Annotated in this window: 7 protein-coding genes, 3 rRNA genes and 2 pseudogenes; 4 read left to right on the forward strand and 8 right to left on the reverse strand. The window is 56.3% G+C overall.

From position 1 onward, the window contains the following. Positions 1 to 83: 83 nt before the first annotated feature. The 7 genes from I6J23_RS03060 to I6J23_RS03090 form a co-directional block, all read right to left on the reverse strand. Entirely contained in the window at positions 84 to 1,715 is a 1,632-nt protein-coding gene (locus I6J23_RS03060; protein WP_204582478.1) for a peptide ABC transporter substrate-binding protein, read from the reverse strand. Between the two features lie 235 nt (positions 1,716 to 1,950). Continuing rightward, a complete protein-coding gene (locus I6J23_RS03065; RefSeq protein ID WP_204582479.1) occupies positions 1,951 to 2,370 on the reverse strand; it encodes a DUF2871 domain-containing protein in 420 nt (139 codons plus the stop codon). A gap of 170 nt (positions 2,371 to 2,540) precedes the next feature. Then, positions 2,541 to 2,657: ribosomal RNA gene (rrf, locus tag I6J23_RS03070) — 5S ribosomal RNA — on the reverse strand. Between the two features lie 112 nt (positions 2,658 to 2,769). After that, positions 2,770 to 5,846 (reverse strand): 23S ribosomal RNA (locus I6J23_RS03075). A gap of 411 nt (positions 5,847 to 6,257) precedes the next feature. After that, a 16S ribosomal RNA gene (locus tag I6J23_RS03080) occupies positions 6,258 to 7,778 on the reverse strand. The 16S, 23S and 5S rRNA genes sit together here, the layout of an rRNA operon. Before the next feature lie 688 nt (positions 7,779 to 8,466). After that, positions 8,467 to 9,360: a hypothetical protein gene (locus I6J23_RS03085; protein ID WP_204582480.1), complete on the reverse strand. Its 894-nt coding sequence runs from the start codon at positions 9,358 to 9,360 to the stop codon at positions 8,467 to 8,469. Between the two features lie 9 nt (positions 9,361 to 9,369). Continuing rightward, on the reverse strand, positions 9,370 to 10,293 hold the full coding sequence (locus tag I6J23_RS03090) for a hypothetical protein (RefSeq protein WP_204582481.1): 924 nt from the start codon (positions 10,291 to 10,293) through the stop codon (positions 9,370 to 9,372). 247 nt (positions 10,294 to 10,540) lie between these two features. Between I6J23_RS03090 and I6J23_RS03095 the strand changes: the two are divergent. From I6J23_RS03095 to I6J23_RS03110, 4 genes and pseudogenes are all read left to right on the forward strand, one after another. Continuing rightward, a pseudogene (locus tag I6J23_RS03095) lies at positions 10,541 to 11,102 on the forward strand (NYN domain-containing protein); the annotation flags it as partial. Positions 11,103 to 12,187: 1,085 nt separating this feature from the next. Continuing rightward, a pseudogene (locus I6J23_RS03100) lies at positions 12,188 to 12,532 on the forward strand (NYN domain-containing protein); the annotation flags it as partial. An 18-nt stretch (positions 12,533 to 12,550) separates the two neighbouring features. Beyond that, positions 12,551 to 14,686 carry a galactan 5-O-arabinofuranosyltransferase gene (locus I6J23_RS03105; RefSeq protein ID WP_204582482.1) on the forward strand — a complete coding sequence of 712 codons (2,136 nt, stop codon included), beginning with the start codon at positions 12,551 to 12,553 and terminating at the stop codon, positions 14,684 to 14,686. 60 nt (positions 14,687 to 14,746) lie between these two features. Continuing rightward, positions 14,747 to 18,328: an arabinosyltransferase domain-containing protein gene (locus I6J23_RS03110; protein ID WP_239454969.1), complete on the forward strand. Its 3,582-nt coding sequence runs from the start codon at positions 14,747 to 14,749 to the stop codon at positions 18,326 to 18,328. Between the two features lie 11 nt (positions 18,329 to 18,339). On the opposite strand, the gene I6J23_RS03115 is transcribed toward I6J23_RS03110, so the two are convergent. Next, on the reverse strand, positions 18,340 to 19,722 hold the full coding sequence (locus I6J23_RS03115) for a glycerate kinase (RefSeq protein ID WP_204582484.1): 1,383 nt from the start codon (positions 19,720 to 19,722) through the stop codon (positions 18,340 to 18,342). Positions 19,723 to 19,762 lie beyond the last annotated feature (40 nt).

The following is a 19,762-nucleotide window of genomic DNA, read 5'->3' on the forward strand; positions in this document are numbered from 1 at the left end:
CGGCGAGGGCGATGCTAGGTGCTTGCGGTGAGGGCTAATAATGAGGAGAGCGCCCGTTTCGCGCTTACCGTCTATTACTGGGGCTAGTTCTTGGTAATACCCGTGTAAATGGGAACCCCTTTCCAGTCGTAGTTGACGTCTGAGAGTGACGTCGTCCACGCTGCTGATGCGGTGTAATAAAATAGGGGGATCTCTGGGAGGTCCGTCATAAGGATCCCTTGCGCTTTTGCGTAGGTTTCTTGTGCTTTCTTTGGATCGCTTTCCCGCGCGGCGTCTTTAAGGAGATTGTCGAATTCCTCATTGGTGTATTTACCGTCGTTTGACGAGCCATCCGTAGCGAATTGTGGTTGTAGGAAATTGACTTGTGAGGGGTAGTCTCCCTGCCAACCACTACGGAATGCGGTATGAATGGATCCACTGGATACATCGTTTCGCAAGGCTTTAAAGTTGGGGTAGGCCTTGCCGGTGGCATTAATGCCCAAGACATTGTGGATGCTGTTAGTTACTGCCTCAACCCACTCTTTATGACCGCCGTCTGAATTATAAGCGATCTCGAATTTTCCGCTGAAGGGTTTGATGTCATCGGCTTTTTTCCATAGCTCTTTGGCTTTGTCAGGGTTGTAGTCGAGAACTTCTTTTCCCTGAACGTCAGGGATATCGCCCAGCGTCGTGGCAGTGAAGTCTTTCATAGGGACGCGTGTCCCGTTCATGATCTTGTCGGCAATTTGCTTGCGATTAATTGCCATGGAGATTGCTTGCCGACGCAGATGTCCTTCCTCATCATTGCCGAAATGATCAAGCCATTGCGGGATGACGAAGCCACCATTAGCAGCGATTGGCTTGACAAGATTCGTTGAGGGGAAATCATCTTTAAATGTCTGCATCGCTGTTGGCGGAACGGTAATGCCGATAATGTCCAGGTTATTTGCCTGTAAGTCGGTATATGCGGTGTCAAGGTTTTCGTATAGTTTGACAGTGACGCCACCGTTCTTTGGTTTATCGTCACCAGCATAAGTATCGTTTTTAACGGTTCGGATAGAGTTGTTATGGGTCCAAGCGTCTTGGCCGTCGAGTTTATAAGGCCCGTTTCCTACTGGATGTTCTCCGAACCCCTTAGGATCGTCAAAGAAGGCCTGCGGGAGAGGGTAAAACGGGGTTGCCCCCAAGCTAATAGGAAATTGGGAGTCTGGATCAGTTAGCGAAATGCTAAATTCTTTATCATTAAGTTTTTGCAGACCAGACATCTTTTCTACGCTGCTACTAGGGTCCTTGACGTCGTCAAACCCTTTTATATTTGAGAAAAAGTCCTGTTGTTTTTGGGCATTCTTACCGGCTGCACCGTAATTCCAAGCGTCAATGAAGGAATCCGCAGTGACGGGTGTTCCGTCGGTGAAGGTCCAGCCATCTTCCAGCTGAACAGTAAATTGGGTGTTGTCCGAATTGGCTTCGATGTTGCTGGCGACTTCATTGCGGGGCTTACCGTCTTCATCGTAGGCAACTAGGCCACGATAGAGGAGGTCAAGAACTTGGCCTCCATTATTTTCGTTGGTGTCAGTAGTGATAAGTCCGTTTTGGGGTTCCGACGCTGCAGTCCGAATAATGTTCGGGTCGCCTGCTCCGTCTAAAGTGGCGCCGCCCCCATCGCCACACGCTGTAAGTTCGGCCACAGATAACGCCAGAGTTGCGATGGTGGCAGCCACTGACCGTAGACGCATATTGGGGGCTCCTTTAAATGGCGCAGCTATAGCTGGGTTCAAGATACTCACCACCGTCTGAATGACGGGGCAGTACCAAATATGGAATTTACATTACGTGGAAACTCCTTCATTACCTATCCGGCCCCCGATATTTAACGTCCAAGAAACGTTCATTACACCCAAAAGGATGAGTCGCTGCCGGTACGGTAAGGTGAAAGTCACGCCGCTGGCTCTAAGAATCTAATCCAAACGATCAAGCGTTCTTCTTTTGCCATCTTTTGACGTACTTATTCAGAATGACAAAAAAGAGGACAAACCCGACAGTGATAATGATATGACCCATGCCAGCAAAGATAGCTAGTGTTTCGGGAAAGCCTTTCCCAAGGACTTGCCATATTCCGTGGAACGCAAGGAAACCGACAGTCCACGCTGCGCCCAGGTTGTAAATCCAAAAGAAGGTGGTAAAGCGCCGGTCTTTGTCAATTCGTAATAGCAAGGCGAAGACAAGGAATAGCAAGTTCATCGTCATGCCAAGAATCAGCGAGTGGGTGTGCACCACCGATAATTGAGTTGTGCCTTCGAAATCGTGGGCTCTGGTGAATTCGCGATAGAACACTCCGGCGACGAGCCCGATGCCCAACCAAACGGTGGCGGCAATATAAAGCTTCCTCATAGTCCCCAGGCTAGCAATGGCCTTCTATGAGGATTTCACTTGGATAAGAAGACGGCGGAGGAAGCCGTCTTAATATATAAAAGTGTGTGGTGTGGCTGCCCGCGCCCCCCAAACAACGAGCACACACAACCACACCACACACACCACATATTCTATTGTTCCCACGTTACGGTTGGCGGCGACCTACTCTCCCACACCCTCCCAGGTGCAGTACCATCGGCGCAGGCAGGCTTAGCTTCCGGGTTCGGAAAGGGACCGGGCGTGACCCCACCGCAAAAACCACCAACACACACAAAAGGACAACACACACCCAACCCAACAAGGTGGTGTGCTGCACAAGACACCAAACAGCAGACGCAAGCAACCAACAAACTTCTCACAATATTCCATCATGATTCATTGTTGTTTTAGTTCGGCCAATTAGTACCGGTCACCTCAACACCTCACAATGCTTACAGATCCGGCCTATCAACCCCATCATCTCCAGGGAACCTCAAAAGAAACCTCATCTTAAAACAGGCTTCCCGCTTAGATGCTTTCAGCGGTTATCCCTCCCGTACGTAGCCAACCAGCCCTGCCCCAGGCGGGACAACTGGCACACCAGAGGTACGTCCGTCCCGGTCCTCTCGTACTAGGGACAGCCTTTCTCAAGTTTCCACGCGCGCGGCGGATAGAGACCGAACTGTCTCACGACGTTCTAAACCCAGCTCGCGTGCCGCTTTAATGGGCGAACAGCCCAACCCTTGGGACCTACTCCAGCCCCAGGATGCGACGAGCCGACATCGAGGTGCCAAACCATCCCGTCGATATGGACTCTTGGGGAAGATCAGCCTGTTATCCCCGGGGTACCTTTTATCCGTTGAGCGACACCGCATCCACAAGCCAGTGCCGGATCACTAGTCCCAACTTTCGTTCCTGCTCGACCCGTCAGTCTCACAGTCAAGCTCCCTTATGCACTTACACTCACCACCTGATTGCCAACCAGGCTGAGGGAACCTTTGGGCGCCTCCGTTACCATTTAGGAGGCAACCGCCCCAGTTAAACTACCCACCAGGCACTGTCCCTAACCCAGATCATGGGCCGAGGTTGAGATGCTCAATACGATCAGAGTGGTATTTCACCAACGACTCCACCACCACTAGCGTGGCCGCTTCACAGTCTCCCACCTATCCTACACAAACCGAACCAAACACCAATACCAAGCTATAGTGAAGGTCCCGGGGTCTTTTCGTCCTGCCGCGCGTAACGAGCATCTTTACTCGTACTGCAATTTCGCCGGGCCTGTGGTTGAGACAGCAGAGAAGTCGTTACGCCATTCGTGCAGGTCGGAACTTACCCGACAAGGAATTTCGCTACCTTAGGATGGTTATAGTTACCACCGCCGTTTACTGGGGCTTAAATTCTCCGCTTCGACCACCAAAGGCGGCCTAACAGGTCCTCTTAACCTTCCAGCACCGGGCAGGCGTCAGTCCGTATACCTCGACTTCACGTCTTCGCACGGACCTGTGTTTTTAGTAAACAGTCGCTTCCCTCTACTCTCTGCGACCACCACCAGCTCAACCAGTCTGTCACCAGCAGTGGTCCCCCTTCTCCCGAAGTTACGGGGGCATTTTGCCGAATTCCTTAACCACAGTTCACCCGTCGCCTTAGTATTCTCTACCTGACCACCTGTGTCGGTTTCGGGTACGGGCCGCACACACACATCGCTAGAGGCTTTTCTCGACAGCAATGGATCACCAACATCCCCACAACGGGTACGCATCACGCCTCACCCCTGATGGCATCCGGATTTACCTAAATGCCGGGCTACACGCTTACACCACAATCCACTCAGTGGCTCGGCTACCACACTGCGTCACCCCATCACTTGACTACTACCAGATCAGGCCCCACGCATCCACACACACCACAATCCAAAGACCATGCCATGTGCTTCAGGGCGGTTAGTATCACTGATTCACCATGGGCGCGCATGCACGGGTACGGGAATATCAACCCGTTATCCATCGACTACGCCTGACGGCCTCGCCTTAGGCCCCGACTCACCCTGGGAAGAAAAGCTTAACCCAGGAACCCTTAGTCATCCGGCGGACAAGATTCTCACTTGTCATTCGCTACTCATGCCTGCATTCTCACTCGCATACCCTCCACCACCAGTCACCCGGCAGCTTCCACGAGCACACGACGCTCCCCTACCAAACCACACAAAAGCATGGTTTCCGCGGCTTCGGCGATGCACTTAAGCCCCACTACATTGTCGGCGCACAACCACTCGACCAGTGAGCTATTACGCACTCTTTCAAGGATGGCTGCTTCTAAGCCAACCTCCTGGTTGTCTTCGCGATCCCACATCCTTTTCCACTTAGTACACACTTAGGGGCCTTAGCCGGCGATCTGGGCTGTTTCCCTCTCGACCCACGGAGCTTATCCCCCGCAGTCTCACTGCCACGCTCTCACCTTGCTGGCATTCGGAGTTTGGCTGATGTCGCTAAGATGATAGTCCCGCTAAACCATCCAGTCGCTCTACCTCCAACAAGAAACACGCAACGCTGCACCTAAATGCATTTCGGGGAGAACCAGCTATCACGGAGTTTGATTGGCCTTTCACCCCTACCCACAACTCATCCCCGCAGTTTTCAACCTACGTGGGTTCGCGCCTCCACAACGTCTTACCGATGCTTCACACTGGCCATGGGTAGATCACCCCGCTTCGGGTCCAGGACACGCCACTGACAACCGCCCTCAATTAGGACTCGGTTTCCCTACGACTACCCCACACGGGTTAACCTCGCGACGCGCCGCTGACTCGCAGGCTCATTCTTCAAAAGGCACGCCATCACCCCACCAATGAGGCTCTGACGGCTTGTAGGCACACGGTTTCAAGAACTCTTTCACTCCCCTCCCGGGGTACTTTTCACCATTCCCTCACGGTACTATCCACTATCGGTCACATCACGTATTCAGGCTTACCGGGTGGTCCCGGCAGATTCACAGCAGATTCCACGAGCCCACTGCTACTCGGGCACCACAGCACCCCACATAAGATATGTTTTCACGTACCGGACTCTCACCGTCTACGGCAGGCCATTCCAAACCACTTCCGCTAACACACCACACGCAGGAGGGCGTCACTAGCCACCCAACACCACGGCCCCACAACACCACACACGCAACCCCTAGCAAGTCTCACACGCATATGGTTTAGCCATCATCCACTTTCGCTCGCCACTACTCGCAGAATCATTATTATTTTCTCTTCCTACAGGTACTAAGATGTTTCACTTCCCCGCGTCACCCCCACACCGGCTATACATTCACCAGCAGGTCACCGCACACAACTACGGCAAGGTTACCCCATTCGGACACCCTCGGATCAACGCTTGATTGACAACTCCCCGAGGACTATCGCGGCCTTCCACGTCCTTCATCGGCGTAATGTGCCCAGGCATCCACCGTGCGCCCCTACAACAAACAACAACAAAGGCAACACAACCCCACCACACACACAACAAAACCATGTGCGCAACGGAGTATGAATAAACCAGACAAAATACAAAAAGAAAAGATTACTCGCGTCCACTATCCAGTTCTCACACAACACACCCACACCACACGCAACCACCACAACCGTGACAATCACCTGCAGCCAGGCCAGGAACAACAACCATGTGCCATCCCAGACACCCAACAATGCACCAACGCACCCCAAAAACCATTTGTGTCAGCCACACACCACCCACCACCAGATATCGATACCCGATGATTGTGATGCCGCACGCAAACAACCGCGCGCCCCAGCAAGCCATCCACCCACAAAACACAACATAATGACGCGAGCCAGCCACCGGCCGGCCACCGCGCCACCACACAAACAATAAGCTCCTTAGAAAGGAGGTGATCCAGCCGCACCTTCCGGTACGGCTACCTTGTTACGACTTCGTCCCAATCGCCAATCCCACCTTCGACGGCTCCCTAACGAGTTTAGGCCACCGGCTTCGGGTGTTACCAACTTTCATGACGTGACGGGCGGTGTGTACAAGGCCCGGGAACGTATTCACCGCAGCATTGCTGATCTGCGATTACTAGCGACTCCGACTTCATGGAGTCGAGTTGCAGACTCCAATCCGAACTGAGACTGGCTTTACGAGATTAGCCCCACCTCACGGTATCGCAACTCTCTGTACCAGCCATTGTAGCATGTGTGAAGCCCTGGACATAAGGGGCATGATGATTTGACGTCATCCCCACCTTCCTCCGAGTTAACCCCGGCAGTCTCCCGCGAGTCCCCAACCAAATGCTGGCAACACGAGACAAGGGTTGCGCTCGTTGCGGGACTTAACCCAACATCTCACGACACGAGCTGACGACAACCATGCACCACCTGCACACCAGCCACAAAGGGAACAACCATCTCTGGCCGCATCCAGTGCATGTCAAGCCCAGGTAAGGTTCTTCGCGTTGCATCGAATTAATCCACATGCTCCGCCGCTTGTGCGGGCCCCCGTCAATTCCTTTGAGTTTTAGCCTTGCGGCCGTACTCCCCAGGCGGGGCGCTTAATGCGTTAGCTACGGCACGGATCCCGTGGAAGGAAACCCACACCTAGCGCCCACCGTTTACGGCATGGACTACCAGGGTATCTAATCCTGTTCGCTACCCATGCTTTCGCTCCTCAGCGTCAGTTACTGCCCAGAGACCCGCCTTCGCCACCGGTGTTCCTCCTGATATCTGCGCATTTCACCGCTACACCAGGAATTCCAGTCTCCCCTACAGTACTCCAGTCATGCCCGTATCACCTGCCAACCCGGAGTTAAGCCCCGGGCTTTCACAAATGACGCGACAGACCACCTACGAGCTCTTTACGCCCAGTAATTCCGGACAACGCTCGCACCCTACGTATTACCGCGGCTGCTGGCACGTAGTTAGCCGGTGCTTCTTCTACCACTACCGTCACCCGAAGGCTTCGTCATGGCTGAAAGGAGTTTACAACCCGAAGGCCGTCATCCCCCACGCGGCGTCGCTGCATCAGGCTTGCGCCCATTGTGCAATATTCCCCACTGCTGCCTCCCGTAGGAGTCTGGGCCGTATCTCAGTCCCAATGTGGCCGTCCACCCTCTCAGGCCGGCTACCCGTCGACGCCTTGGTAGGCCATTACCCCACCAACAAGCTGATAGGCCGCGAGCTCATCCCTTACCGAAACTAATCTTTCCACCACACCACCTACAGCATGGTCCTATCCAGTATTAGACCCAGTTTCCCAGGCTTATCCCAAAGTAAGGGGCAGATCACCCACGTGTTACTCACCCGTTCGCCACTCGAGCACCCTGCAAGCAGGGCCTTTCCGTTCGACTTGCATGTGTTAAGCACGCCGCCAGCGTTCGTCCTGAGCCAGGATCAAACTCTCCATACAAACAAAGCACAAAAAGCCTGAAAACCAAGCAAAAAACAAACCCCGACACAAAAACAATTCCGTATCGGAATCCGAAAAAACAAATGTTGCAGCCCACCAACGGGGCAGGCAGACCACAACCACACCAAAAAATATTTAGGTGTTAAACAATCTTGTCATGATGATCAAAGCAACCACCACAACACTGTGGCACCTGCTGCGACCAACACAAAAGTACATTGGCACACTATCGAGTTCTCACACAACACACGCACACACAACACCAAGCACACCACAACCGGTGCACCAGCATGTGCAGCAAGCAGAAACCCTAACACCGCAACCAGCCAGACGCAAACACGCGCCACACACTGGAAAACAAAACCAGTGAAAGAATCTCCACCCCAACCACCGGATCACTGCTTTCCCAGTAACCGGGCGGGCTGTCTCGGCGACGACACAGAACACTACACACCCCACCCACACACCACAAACCCCCAGCACACAACCACAAAACACCCACAACAAAACAAACAAGAGCCGCACACGCGACCCACAACGAACAAAAGCCATGCCAAAGGAACAACGACACCCTTCAACCAAAGGGGGCCGTCAGCAATAAAGCAGCAATAAACCGCGAAGTATTGAGAGTGAGGCAATGAGCCTCCGTCAAAGAAGCGGGTAACCGGTGAAGCGATGAAGTACGGATTTACCTCACGATCGACGCTGCAGTGATGGCGAATAGGAGAGCTATCCACAAGGCTTGACCAAGGGCAAGGACCGAGTTTTTTCTCCACATAATGGCTCGTGGCACACCGAAGCTTTGTGCGTTCCGCGCAATGGAGACAAGCACACCGCCGACAAGTGCACAGGTCACAAGAAGGCCAGCAACTAAAACAATCATCGTTTTACTCACGAAACTGATGCCGCATAAAAGCAAGGCGAAAGCGAAGACTCCCCACCAGGTTTCGCGAGCCGGAAGGAAGAGCCAGGTCAAGTTGTGCTGCTCTTCTCCTGTACGTGGTGTTTCTGCCGAAGAACGTCCGCCACACAACTCCACCGCCAGATCCGCTACTCCAGCGCCTTCGCCCACGAATGCTGATTCTGCATAGCGGTCGCCGTCTAATTTTTGACCGCCACCGAGTCCTGAATACTGCCTCAGCGACATCGTCCGCGACCCCGCAAATGCGTTAAAACCGAGCCCCAGAACAACGCCAGCAAACGCCACAACCAGCAAATACACGATAAACGGAGTTAGCGAGTACCCATTGGAGGAGCCAAGAAAAGGTGGCAAACTCCACCCTGCAACACCGCGTCGGACAAGGACACCGATCAAACAGCCAACCACGACCAACGCCACTGAACGAGCCGCGGCAACCAGCACATAATCGCGGACATAACGAACAATGGTCAGGCCAAAGGCCCGATAGGCCAACAAACGCGGATTCCCATACGGCGCGACGATGCACCACACCATCGCCGTCGTCGCACCGAGCACTGGCTGCGAGGCATCCATCCACAACGCCACGACAACCATCAGTGCCACTAACCAGCGGCTACCGGTTGATGCATCGGCTAAAGACAAACGGTCACGAACAGACATCACACACCCCTACGCGTCCTCCGTCGGGAGATCCCCAACAACCGTGCCACCAGACACGACGAGGAGACGATCCGCGGACGCATGCACAAGGCTGTCGGCGCGACGATCTGCCTGATTCATCACCACCGTCCTCGGGTGTGCAGCGCAATCAGCCACGAGAGTCTGCATCACTAACTTCCGACGTTCCGGGCTCAGCCCCTCACATGGCCTATCCCACAGTGTCAGAGGCGCACGCGCCGCCACGGCTACGACCGCCGATAACAATGTCCTGGCCTGCGTCGATAGGTGGTTAACTTTCGTGGAGAGATCCAGCTGGAAAGCGCGAGACACCATTTCCGCAAAATCGTCCTCCCAGTTTGGGTATCGACGAGCCGCAGTGCGAAGCACCCGGTCGACACGCCACTGGGCGGGGTACCGAACCGATACTCCGGCTAGGACGGTGCTATCCATTGTGCGTGCGTTGTCATAGGGGGACTCTCCAAAAACGGAGACGATTCCGCTAGAAATGCGCTCTTGACCAGCAAGAACATGCAAAATACTGGCTGCCGACGCCGACGCGCGGGGAGCGACAGCAGTGGTCGAAGTAGCGCTGACACTAGGAGTAGTAGCCGCGGTCGAACTGGTGGTGGCGATCCGACTATCGGCCGGTTCAGACGCGGTATCCCCCACAGACGCAGCATCCCCCACAAATGAATAAATCAAACTCTCACGCAACGCTAAGTTGCAGTCACGCACAAGAACAGAAGCATTTTTACGACGCCGAGTCCCCCACGGCGCAGACCACACACGGCGGGCTTCCACCACCATAGCCTTCCGCATCCACGCGATCGGCGCTTCCGCAGGATCCCATTGCTGCCACTCTCCAGCAGAATGGTCATGTGCGTCTGCCGACGGATCCGTCGAATGCAAGTCCATGTTTCTATTCTTTACCATCTTTGCCACTATGGTCGCGCGGTGAAAGCCGACATTGAGCCGAAATTGGGCGTCGACGAGCCCCCGTTAAGGTGATACATAACGAACCACCGTCGGATAATTGGGGGAACCAATACAGTGGGGGCTTCCCGCAGAATGCACTAAAATGCGGGCGCGTGAGTCGGCGTTAGTGACTAGAAATCGCTAATCTGAACCCCAGAACCTTTTACAAAAAGTTAGATAAATTTTAGTTAGGAAACCCTGAACGATGCTCGAACGCACTTTAGTTTTCGTCGATACCTCTTATCTTCTAGCAAGCTTTTACAACTCATGGGAAGAAGGTGCCCGAACACAGCTCGAAATTGACCTACCCGAAGTCTGTTCAGTGCTCGACCGAATGATTACACAACATGTCGGCCAACCTGTGCAACGACAAAACTGGTATGACGGCATCCCGGATTCCGGGCCTCACCGGTACCAACGCGCACTTCGGACAGTGGATGGGGTTCAACTGCGCGCGGGACTGCTGATCGAAACTGGGCAACGGCGCACACAAAAAGCGGTCGATACCAGGCTCGTTGCCGACATGATTCTGGCGGCGATCCGCCAACAATGCTCCGACATGGTTCTCGTGTCCGGAGACCAAGACATGATCCCCGGCGTCGTTGAAGCTTCCGCGATGGGAGTGCGGGTCCACCTCTACGGATTCAGCTGGGACTCAATGTCCAACGCGCTCCGACACAAATGTGACTCCATCACTGTTCTGGATCCGCGCGAAGACTTCGCCGATACCATGCAGATCCAGCCACTCGAGGGCCCCATTCCGCCGTCGATACCCCCGCGGCCACTGGAAGCACAGGATCCCATTGTCGACGACCATGCAACAGAAAACGAGGCCTCCGGCAGTGCAGCGTCCGGGGGTACTTCATCTGAAAAGACCTCTACCGGCGATGGCGATTCTGATGCTGCTAAATCCGGTGGTGACAGTTCCGACGTAGGTGCTTCAGGCGCTGGTGCTTCGGGCGCTTCCGCTGATGGAACGTCCGACTCTGTGAGCAGTGTGGCCGATTCAGGCATGGCGCCATCTGACCAGCTAACAGCGTCTACCGCCGGAGCCAGCGTCGAGACTGGAAAGCCCGGCGACAATAGCCAGCTGGCGAAAAACAAAAGTGACGAGGGCCGTTCCTCACACTCGGACTCCACCCATGCCCATGAGGCGAACGCCCATGAAGCGGATCAGCATGGACCGGATCAGCATGGAACGGCCGGCCAACCCGCGAACACCAGTGAAGACACCTGGACATCCCGGCGCGTGCGCGGAAACATCCATGCCGCCGACGATGAGCACAGCGGGCAATCATCGACCACCCACGAATCCCACTCAGCGGAGTCAACTCCATCCCGTCCTACGCCGGCCGACATGATGGCCTGCGCCCGACGAAGCGCTAACGCAGCAGATCGTCGACATAATGGAAGCCGCGAAGAAAACCGCGGTAGCAACGCTGGTCACACGCCACCGCAAACCCGCCCCGCCGTCGATGACCAGGCGGTACCTGGTCAAACGGAGCATTCACCGTCGGGAGGATCACCAGCGACGCGAATTCCGGAGTCCAGCGTCGACAAGCAACGAACCGCTGAACCCGCTGAAGCAGTCGGGGGAGCCCTGGCCGCAAATGAAGGCTCCATGACCGAGGCTGCCGGTCACCCGGCGCCGAAAGACGACAACAAGCCCGAGGATCCGCGATCGGCTGATCGGCCGACCACTGTCGTGACCCCGGGGAGTGTTGCTGCGCGCCATCAAGCAGCGCAACGTGCGGCATCCCAGCAAGCATCAGATGGAAGTACCAACGAGACAGTGTCAGGCGATGCCTCGAGCGGTGACAAGGCCCCCGATGCCTCAACGCCCACGCCACAGCCCAAACCTGCACCCAAACCATCAATGATGGCGCCACGGCGGAAGCTTCGGTCGCGGTACGTACCACTGCCCAACGAGATCTGGACAACCACGGGATTTCAAACGCCGTTTGATGTCGGCCAACAATATGCAACCTGGTGGTTCCATCACGTCGCGACCGAGGAGCAACGCGACAGCGCACACGTACTCTCCGGCGGAGGGCTCCCGCCGAATGTGGATCGCCCGCTCCTGCAATTCGCCTGCGAATCATTACATGAATACACGCTCAGCGAATCGCAACGCGTCAGCCTGCGCGACGGGTTCCACACCGGAATCCGCGCGATCCTCATCACTGGCGACGACTAACCGCTGCCACGGAGGGGCATGGCAATATCCCCTCTGTCCCACCGATATGCCATGATCTACCCCATGGCATCGAAAAAGGGGAGCGATACGTCGCACAAGGATCCAGCATCCACACCAGTTGCGGATTCCACCACGACAACCCATGACGCGGACAGTGTCGCCAACGTCGACACTGCCACGCCCGAAGATCCCATCCTGCCTGCTACAAGCCACTCTGCAGACCACATTGGACTCAGCCGAACCATCATAAACATGGTCCTGGCCGTGATCGGTGGCGGGACCATGGCGCTGATCTTCTGGCGCCTTATGAAAACCACGCACTACCCGGCTTTTAGCAACTCTAACGTCCTCAAAGCGCTTTCCACGCTCACGTCGGCCATCCTCATTATCGTCGTGGCTGCCCTCCTGATTTGGTGGGTTCACGACGAAAAACACGTAGGACGTAGCAGCGTCGCAAAGAACACCGCTGCAAGAAATAAGGAATCGGGAGCCCCCTCCCCCGCTGTGCGTCGTCCGCGATGGCGGGTCTGGTTGACATACATCATCACCTACATATCTCCCGCCGGACTAGTAGGCACGGTGCTCACTATCCCCCTGTCCGCGACCCGCCTGTACCTCGACGGAATCTCCGTAGATCAGGCATTTCGGACCCAATTCCTCACCCGGATGACCGCACAAATTGGCCTTCATGACATGGCCTACCCGGACATTCCCACCTTCTATCCCGCCGGCTGGTTCATGACCGGCGGGCGGTTCGCCCACTACACCGGTCTCGCCGGATGGGCCGCATTCCAACCATGGGCCATCATCACGCTCAGCGCAGCAGCGTGCATGCTCGTACCCGTATGGCAACGCATTACCGGCAGCCTGCCGCTCGCCACCACCATTGCACTCACCACCACGGCTATCATGCTCTCCCTGTCATCATTTGAGCCCTACGCGGCCATCGTCGGCATGGGGATCCCCGCCGCAGCTGTTTTTGCATGGCGAGCCATCAACGGAGCCCGCTGGTCGGCCCTCGCAACAGCTATCTTCCTCGGTGCATCGGCAACGCTTTACACCCTGTTCACTGGTGTTAATGCCCTCGCCATCGTCGTCATTGGGCTCGTCATCGCCATCCGTCGGAAATCGTTCTTACCGATCATCCGGCTCGCCGGAATTGGCATCGGTTCCCTGCTGATCGCAGCAACGGTCTGGGCTCCCTACATCAAGGACCTGCTGACCAAACCACATGGGAGCACGGATACAGCACAGCACTATCTCCCTACCGATGGGACACAAATCCCCACGCCCATGTTCCACATGACCGTTTTGGGGTTCCTCTGCCTCATCGGAGTCATCTGGCTCATTGTGCGATTCACCCATCCCATTGCCATGCCGATCGCCATCGCCGTGCTGACCTACTACGCCTGGGTGCTGCTGTCCATGGCCGCCACACTCCACGGGACGACGCTACTGGGATTCCGCTTGGAGCCACCCATCACCATGCTGCTCGCTACCGCCGGTGTACTCGGACTCCGTGACGCCCTCGCACACGGGATACCTGCTCTCTACCCCGAACGGTTTGCCACCGCGGCACCCACCATCACACTGGTCATCGGCGTGCTCGTCGGGATTGCGGCCACCGAATTCGCAGCGACAATCCCCTGGTCCATCTCCCATTCGATCAATTCCGCCTACTCCGACACCGACGGCGACGGACATCGCAACGACGGAATCCCGGCAGATTCTGGCACCTACTACCAGAAAGTCGTGGACACCATCGGGCGCGAACCCACCGACACTGTTCTTCTTGCCGACGAACAAGCCTTCATGGCGTACCATCCCTACCTCGAGTTCCAAGCGCTCACCGCCCACTACGCCAACCCGCTCGGCGAATTCGAACAACGAAACGCTGCCATCGAGAAGTGGTCAGAGGCCGAAACACCCGAGGAACTCAACTCCGCCATGGACGACATGCCCTGGAGGAAACCCGACGCCATCCTCTTCCGTGGCTCCATCGACGATGACGACTGGGCATTGAACGTCGCCGATGACGTGTACCCCAGCGACCCCAACGTGCATTTCCGCTCCATGCACTTCCACCCCAAGGCATTCAGCGACTGGACAGTGACACAAGTCGGACCATTCGTCGTCGCTGTTAGGCCCCAATAAATTTCAGGTGATGTAACCAGAATGGTCTCCTCACAGGAACGTGACGTAGACTTCCAACACGTGTCACGGGTGAAAACTGACGGCAATAAAGGAAGCAGTCCCGCCCCACAGCAGCCACGTAAAGAAGGCTCGGGCGGAGACTCCCGCATTCGGCGTACCAAAATGGTGGCGGCGGTCACCGGTATTGCCGCCTTCCTGTTGTTCATTCTCACCCCCCTCCTGCCCGTCAAACAGACGCAATCGTCCATTGATTGGCCCCAAAACGACAACATCAATTCCGTTGTCGCACCCCTGATTTCTTATTCCCCCGAGTCGCTCGACTTCACGGTCCCACTTTCCCTGGTTGACAACCTCAACGATAACCAGACCGACCTCCTCTCCACCCTCCCGCACGATTCACGATTCGTCGCGTCCCGAGGGCTCATTGTTCGCGCCACTGACGACGGTGTCGACGTCATCAATCGCAGCCAGGTCATTCTTCAGCTCACGAACTCGACGCTAGACTCACTGCCCGACGACGCCACTCTCAAGGTTCACTCCGACGCCACGTCGACCACCATTGATGTACCTGGTCAGACCGACAAGAGTGGGAAAAAACTCTCGGCGACTGTGGACGGGGACAGACGTCCGCAGATGACCGGCGTCTACACCGAGGTCTCATCGAGCGCCAAGAACGACGCCATTAACGCCGGGTTCAAGGCGCACGCGACTATCGACTCGCGGTTTACGTCGCGGCCAACCTTGGTGAAGTACGTCGCGATGATCGCGGGGCTTATCGGGGCGTTGTACTCCCTTGTCGCGCTCTGGAGATTAGACAAGGTCGGAACACGGAATCGTGTTCCGCTGTTGCCGAAGAACTGGAAGAAGTTCACTACCCTCGACGGCATCGTCAGCACCGTCTTGATCTACTGGTACTTCTTCGGCGCAAATACGTCCGACGACGGCTACTTGCTCACGATGGCGCGAGCCTCCAAGCACTCCGGCTACATGGCCAACTACTACCGGTGGTTTGGCGTACCCGAATCTCCCTTCGGCGCCCCCTACTATGACCTTCTCGGCCTCATGGCCCGGGTCGGGACAACATCCACCTGGATGCGGCTGCCCGAAATCATCGCCGCATTCCTCACCTGGTTCTTACTCTCACGGTGCGTGATTCCCCGATTCGGCCCAGAAATCGCGAGCCGAAAAGTCCCCTACTGGACTGCAGGCTTCGTTTTCCTCGCCGTCTGGATGGCCTACAACAACGGCCTGCGCCCCGAGCCAGTCATCGCCCTCGGCGCAATCTTGACATGGGTCCTTCTGGAACGAGCCATCTGCACAGACCGCCTGGCCCCCGCAGCCCTCGCCGTCATCGTGGCATCCATATCACTCGCGGCGGGACCAACCGGGCTCATGGCTGTGGCTGCACTCCTGGCAGCACTGTCTGGCATTTTCCGCATCGTCATCCACCGGCTCGACGCGCTAGGCACTCCTAAGTCATCGAGCAAGAAAGCGGTTGTGGGAGGAGTCACCGCACTACTAGCACCATTCCTCGCAGTGGGGACCGCCATCCTCGTCGCGGTCTTCGGAGACCAAACTCTCTCCACCGTGATGCAGTCGATCAAACTGCGAGGATTTATCGGCCCATCACTCCACTGGTACGAAGAGTCGGTTCGCTACGAAGCACTCTTCTCTGCGACAGAAAACGGGTCCTTTGCACGCCGATTCCCCATCTTCATGGTGATTCTGGCACTGGGCACCGTTCTTGCCGCCATGCTACGGCACAAAACCGTGCTGGGCGCACGGCCTGGGCCGACACAGCGCCTCGTCCTCGTCGTTATCGGAACAGCGTTCTTCATGGCATTCACGCCGACGAAATGGACACACCACTTCGGCGTCTACGCAGGGGTGGGGGCTGCCGTTGCCGCGTTGGCCTCGGTTGCCGCGTCACAGTTTGCCGCGCGATCCGTCCGTAACCGGTTCCTCTACCTCGGTATCACCATCTTCCTGGGTGCTTTAGCGCTGGCAGGTATCAACGGCTGGTGGTACATCTCCTCGCTGGGCGTCCCGTGGTACGACAAACCTATCTCGATCAAAGACACACAAGTGTCCACGATTGTTTTGGTGGTCGCGCTGCTCATCATGGCGTGGGGAGTTATTCAATCCTTCCGGTTGGACATCCAAGAAACGCTGGCCGAAACCAACTCAGAGAGCGAAGCGCTAGAGAACCGTGAACGCGCGCGAGCACAACGGTTCGCCGCCCTGACGTCGTCACCCATTGCCGTTCTCTGCGCACTCGTCGTCGTCTTTAACTGCGCCGCCATGGGGAAAGCTTTTATCAAGCAATACCCCGCTTACTCCGTCGGGCTGGGAAATATCCGCACTTTAGCAGGAAAAACCTGCCAAATGGCGGATTATGTTGAGGTAGAAAAACACCCGTCGAGCAATATGCTCTCGACTGCCGACGGCAGCAAGTTTAAGGATTCATTGACCGCTGATAACAACCAAAACTTCGGCGCAAACAATATCCCGGCAGCCATCTACCCTGACATCGACTTCGGCACGGTAGACACCGTCGACGCTGCGGAACAAGAGAAGGCGGAGAACAACAAGTCGCGAAAGTCGACTAACAACTCGTCCGATGCGGACAGTTCCGACCAGAGCACAAATAACGCGACCAACGGCTCACAAACATCAGGGACTAACCGCGGAGAAGCAGCGGCCGGCGACTCTGAAAAAGCGAATGCCCGAGGAACTAGCAACTCGAGCTCCGGTACCACAAGCTCCGCTGGAACAAAGGGTGGCACCCAGCACACGCGCGGGATCAACAATTCTGCAGCTGCGCTACCGTTCGGACTTGATCCTAAGAAAGTCCCCGTTGTCGGCTCATACAGCAGCGGCATTCAGGTGCCTGCCGAGACTAAGACCTCGTGGTACAAACTGGACCAGCGCACATCACCACTGATCGTCGTGTCAGCTGCGGGATCTATTAAACACATCGACAGCAATGGAGTTGTCCAGCCGGGTCTCGATCTGGTGCTGGAGTACGGCCATAGAGACGACAGTGGCAAGGTCACCAACACGGGTGAACTCCTCCCCATTGATCCCGGCCCTGCCCCTATGTGGCGAAACCTCCGGTTCCTTACTTCAGACATCCCCGAGGACGCTAATGTGCTCCGCCTACACGCTAAGGATAAAGAGTTAGCGCGGCGGGACTGGCTAGCGTTCACGCCACCTCGGATGCCACAACTTGAGACCCTCAACTCTTATGTGGGCCGCAAGGACCCGGTGTTCCTCGAATGGGAGACACCGCTGCAGTTCCCCTGCCAGCGTCAATATGATCACTGGGCAGGAGTCGCAGAGTTGCCGAAGTACCGAATCGCCCCTAGCTATGACTCTCAACGCGCTAACAGTGGATGGATGGACTACAGCGGAGGTGGATCTCTCGGCCTGGTCGAAACAACCACCGTCCCCATGGCTCTGCCAACCTACTTCAGGGATGACTGGGGACGTGACTGGGGTGAACTCGACCTACTCCTACCACCTGCCAATTCAAAGAAGAAAGAGATTAAACCCGGACATATTACCGAAAAGACCGAAACTCGTTCCGGTCTATGGAACCCCGGCCCAATGAATTACGAAGACCAAGGATCGTCCGCCTAGGCCGGGTTCGCCTAGGCCGACTGAAACCGTCGGACAAGTTTTTCTGTCGCGCGTTCCACATACTCGGCAGCGTGCTGAATGGTGTCGTCCTCGTCGCCCGCTCGGTCTGACACCTCAGCGAGCCCGATAACATCTGATATTCCAGCGTCCGCGAGCTCGTCCTTGTGAACGTCCACTGCTCCTGCAACAGCCACGACCGGAATACCACGCGCCCCAGCCCGGCGCGCTGCTGCGACGGGGACTTTCCCCGACAACGTCTGTTTATCTAAAGATCCTTCTCCAACGATCAAAAGATCGGCTCCAGCTGCCACAGCGTTATCAAAACCGTTAAGCTGAGCAACCGCGTCAAAGCCGGGAACGGTCATAGCGGAGCACACCGCAGTCAAACCGGAGGCAAATCCACCCGCTGCGCCCATTCCCGCACCGGCCGGGTCAAAGTCTTCGTTGAGACGCGAGAGGCACGAAGCCCATTGAGATAGCCCCTTTTCCAGTACATCTACTTCCTGGGAGCCTGCACCTTTTTGCGGTGCATAAACGGCTGCTGCGCCGTCAGCTCCCAAAAGGGGATTAGAGACATCCGTAGCAATGATGATGTGGGCACGGTGTAATTGCCCATGGTGTGGCTCAGAGTCAGGACAACGGAGGCGAAGGGAAGAGTTGAGGTTCGACGTATCAATCGCGTCGGCGTGGCACAACCCTTCGCCTCCGGGGGCAACGTCATTGCCGTCGCTATCGAGGATGCGCGCACCGAGCGCGCGGAGTGCTCCACTTCCTCCATCGGTGCAGGCAGATCCGCCAATCCCGCAGATAATGGTTGTGGCGCCCGCATCCACCGCTGCACAGAGTAATTGTCCCGTGCCATAGCTGTCAGCGCGGAGGGAGGCGCCTGGCCCCGGAGAGATCCAAGCCAACCCGCTGGCTTCCGCCATTTCAATGACGGCAATGGAACCGTGGTCCTCACGCCCATCACGATCACCAAGGCTTTTCGTGAATTCATCCATTTGACTCGTGTGAGAGCCATTAGGGTGGGAGGGCTTCATCAGGACCCAGCGTGCGTCATGGTCGCCGCCGAGAGGGCCGCGCACCCACGTTACACGCAGTTCAGCGTCGTAATCGGGGTACGGATTCGGATCGCCATCATGTCCAGCATGCGCATCGTCGCTTGCCAGGCCCGGACGGTCGGCATCGTCGATCGTGTGGTTCCCACGGCTACGACGGTGTCGTCGAGACGTTGATAGGGCAACCTCGATTAGGCCTTCGCCGCCGTCGGATACGGGAATTGTCGTGCACTCGGCGCGAGGGAGGGCACGCTTCACCCCACGTTCCATAGCCTCCGCTGCCTCAGCGGCGGTGAGCGATCCCTTGAACTTGTCCGGGGCTATGAGTACGCGCATGAGGGCCGTCCCTGTGTCAACCGGATACTACCGAATGTTG

The organism is Corynebacterium kroppenstedtii (genome assembly GCF_016894245.1).
Lineage (GTDB): Bacteria > Actinomycetota > Actinomycetes > Mycobacteriales > Mycobacteriaceae > Corynebacterium.

Bases quoted from the DNA above. Each gene is read 5' to 3' on its own strand.
- I6J23_RS03060 (WP_204582478.1), bottom strand. From the start codon at position 1,715: ATGCGTCTACGGTCAGTGGCTGCCACCATCGCAACTCTGGCGTTATCT.
- I6J23_RS03065 (WP_204582479.1), bottom strand. From the start codon at position 2,370: ATGAGGAAGCTTTATATTGCCGCCACCGTTTGGTTGGGCATCGGGCTC.
- I6J23_RS03085 (WP_204582480.1), bottom strand. From the start codon at position 9,360: ATGTCTGTTCGTGACCGTTTGTCTTTAGCCGATGCATCAACCGGTAGC.
- I6J23_RS03090 (WP_204582481.1), bottom strand. From the start codon at position 10,293: ATGGTAAAGAATAGAAACATGGACTTGCATTCGACGGATCCGTCGGCA.
- I6J23_RS03105 (WP_204582482.1), top strand. From the start codon at position 12,551: ATGGCAATATCCCCTCTGTCCCACCGATATGCCATGATCTACCCCATG.
- I6J23_RS03115 (WP_204582484.1), bottom strand. From the start codon at position 19,722: ATGCGCGTACTCATAGCCCCGGACAAGTTCAAGGGATCGCTCACCGCC.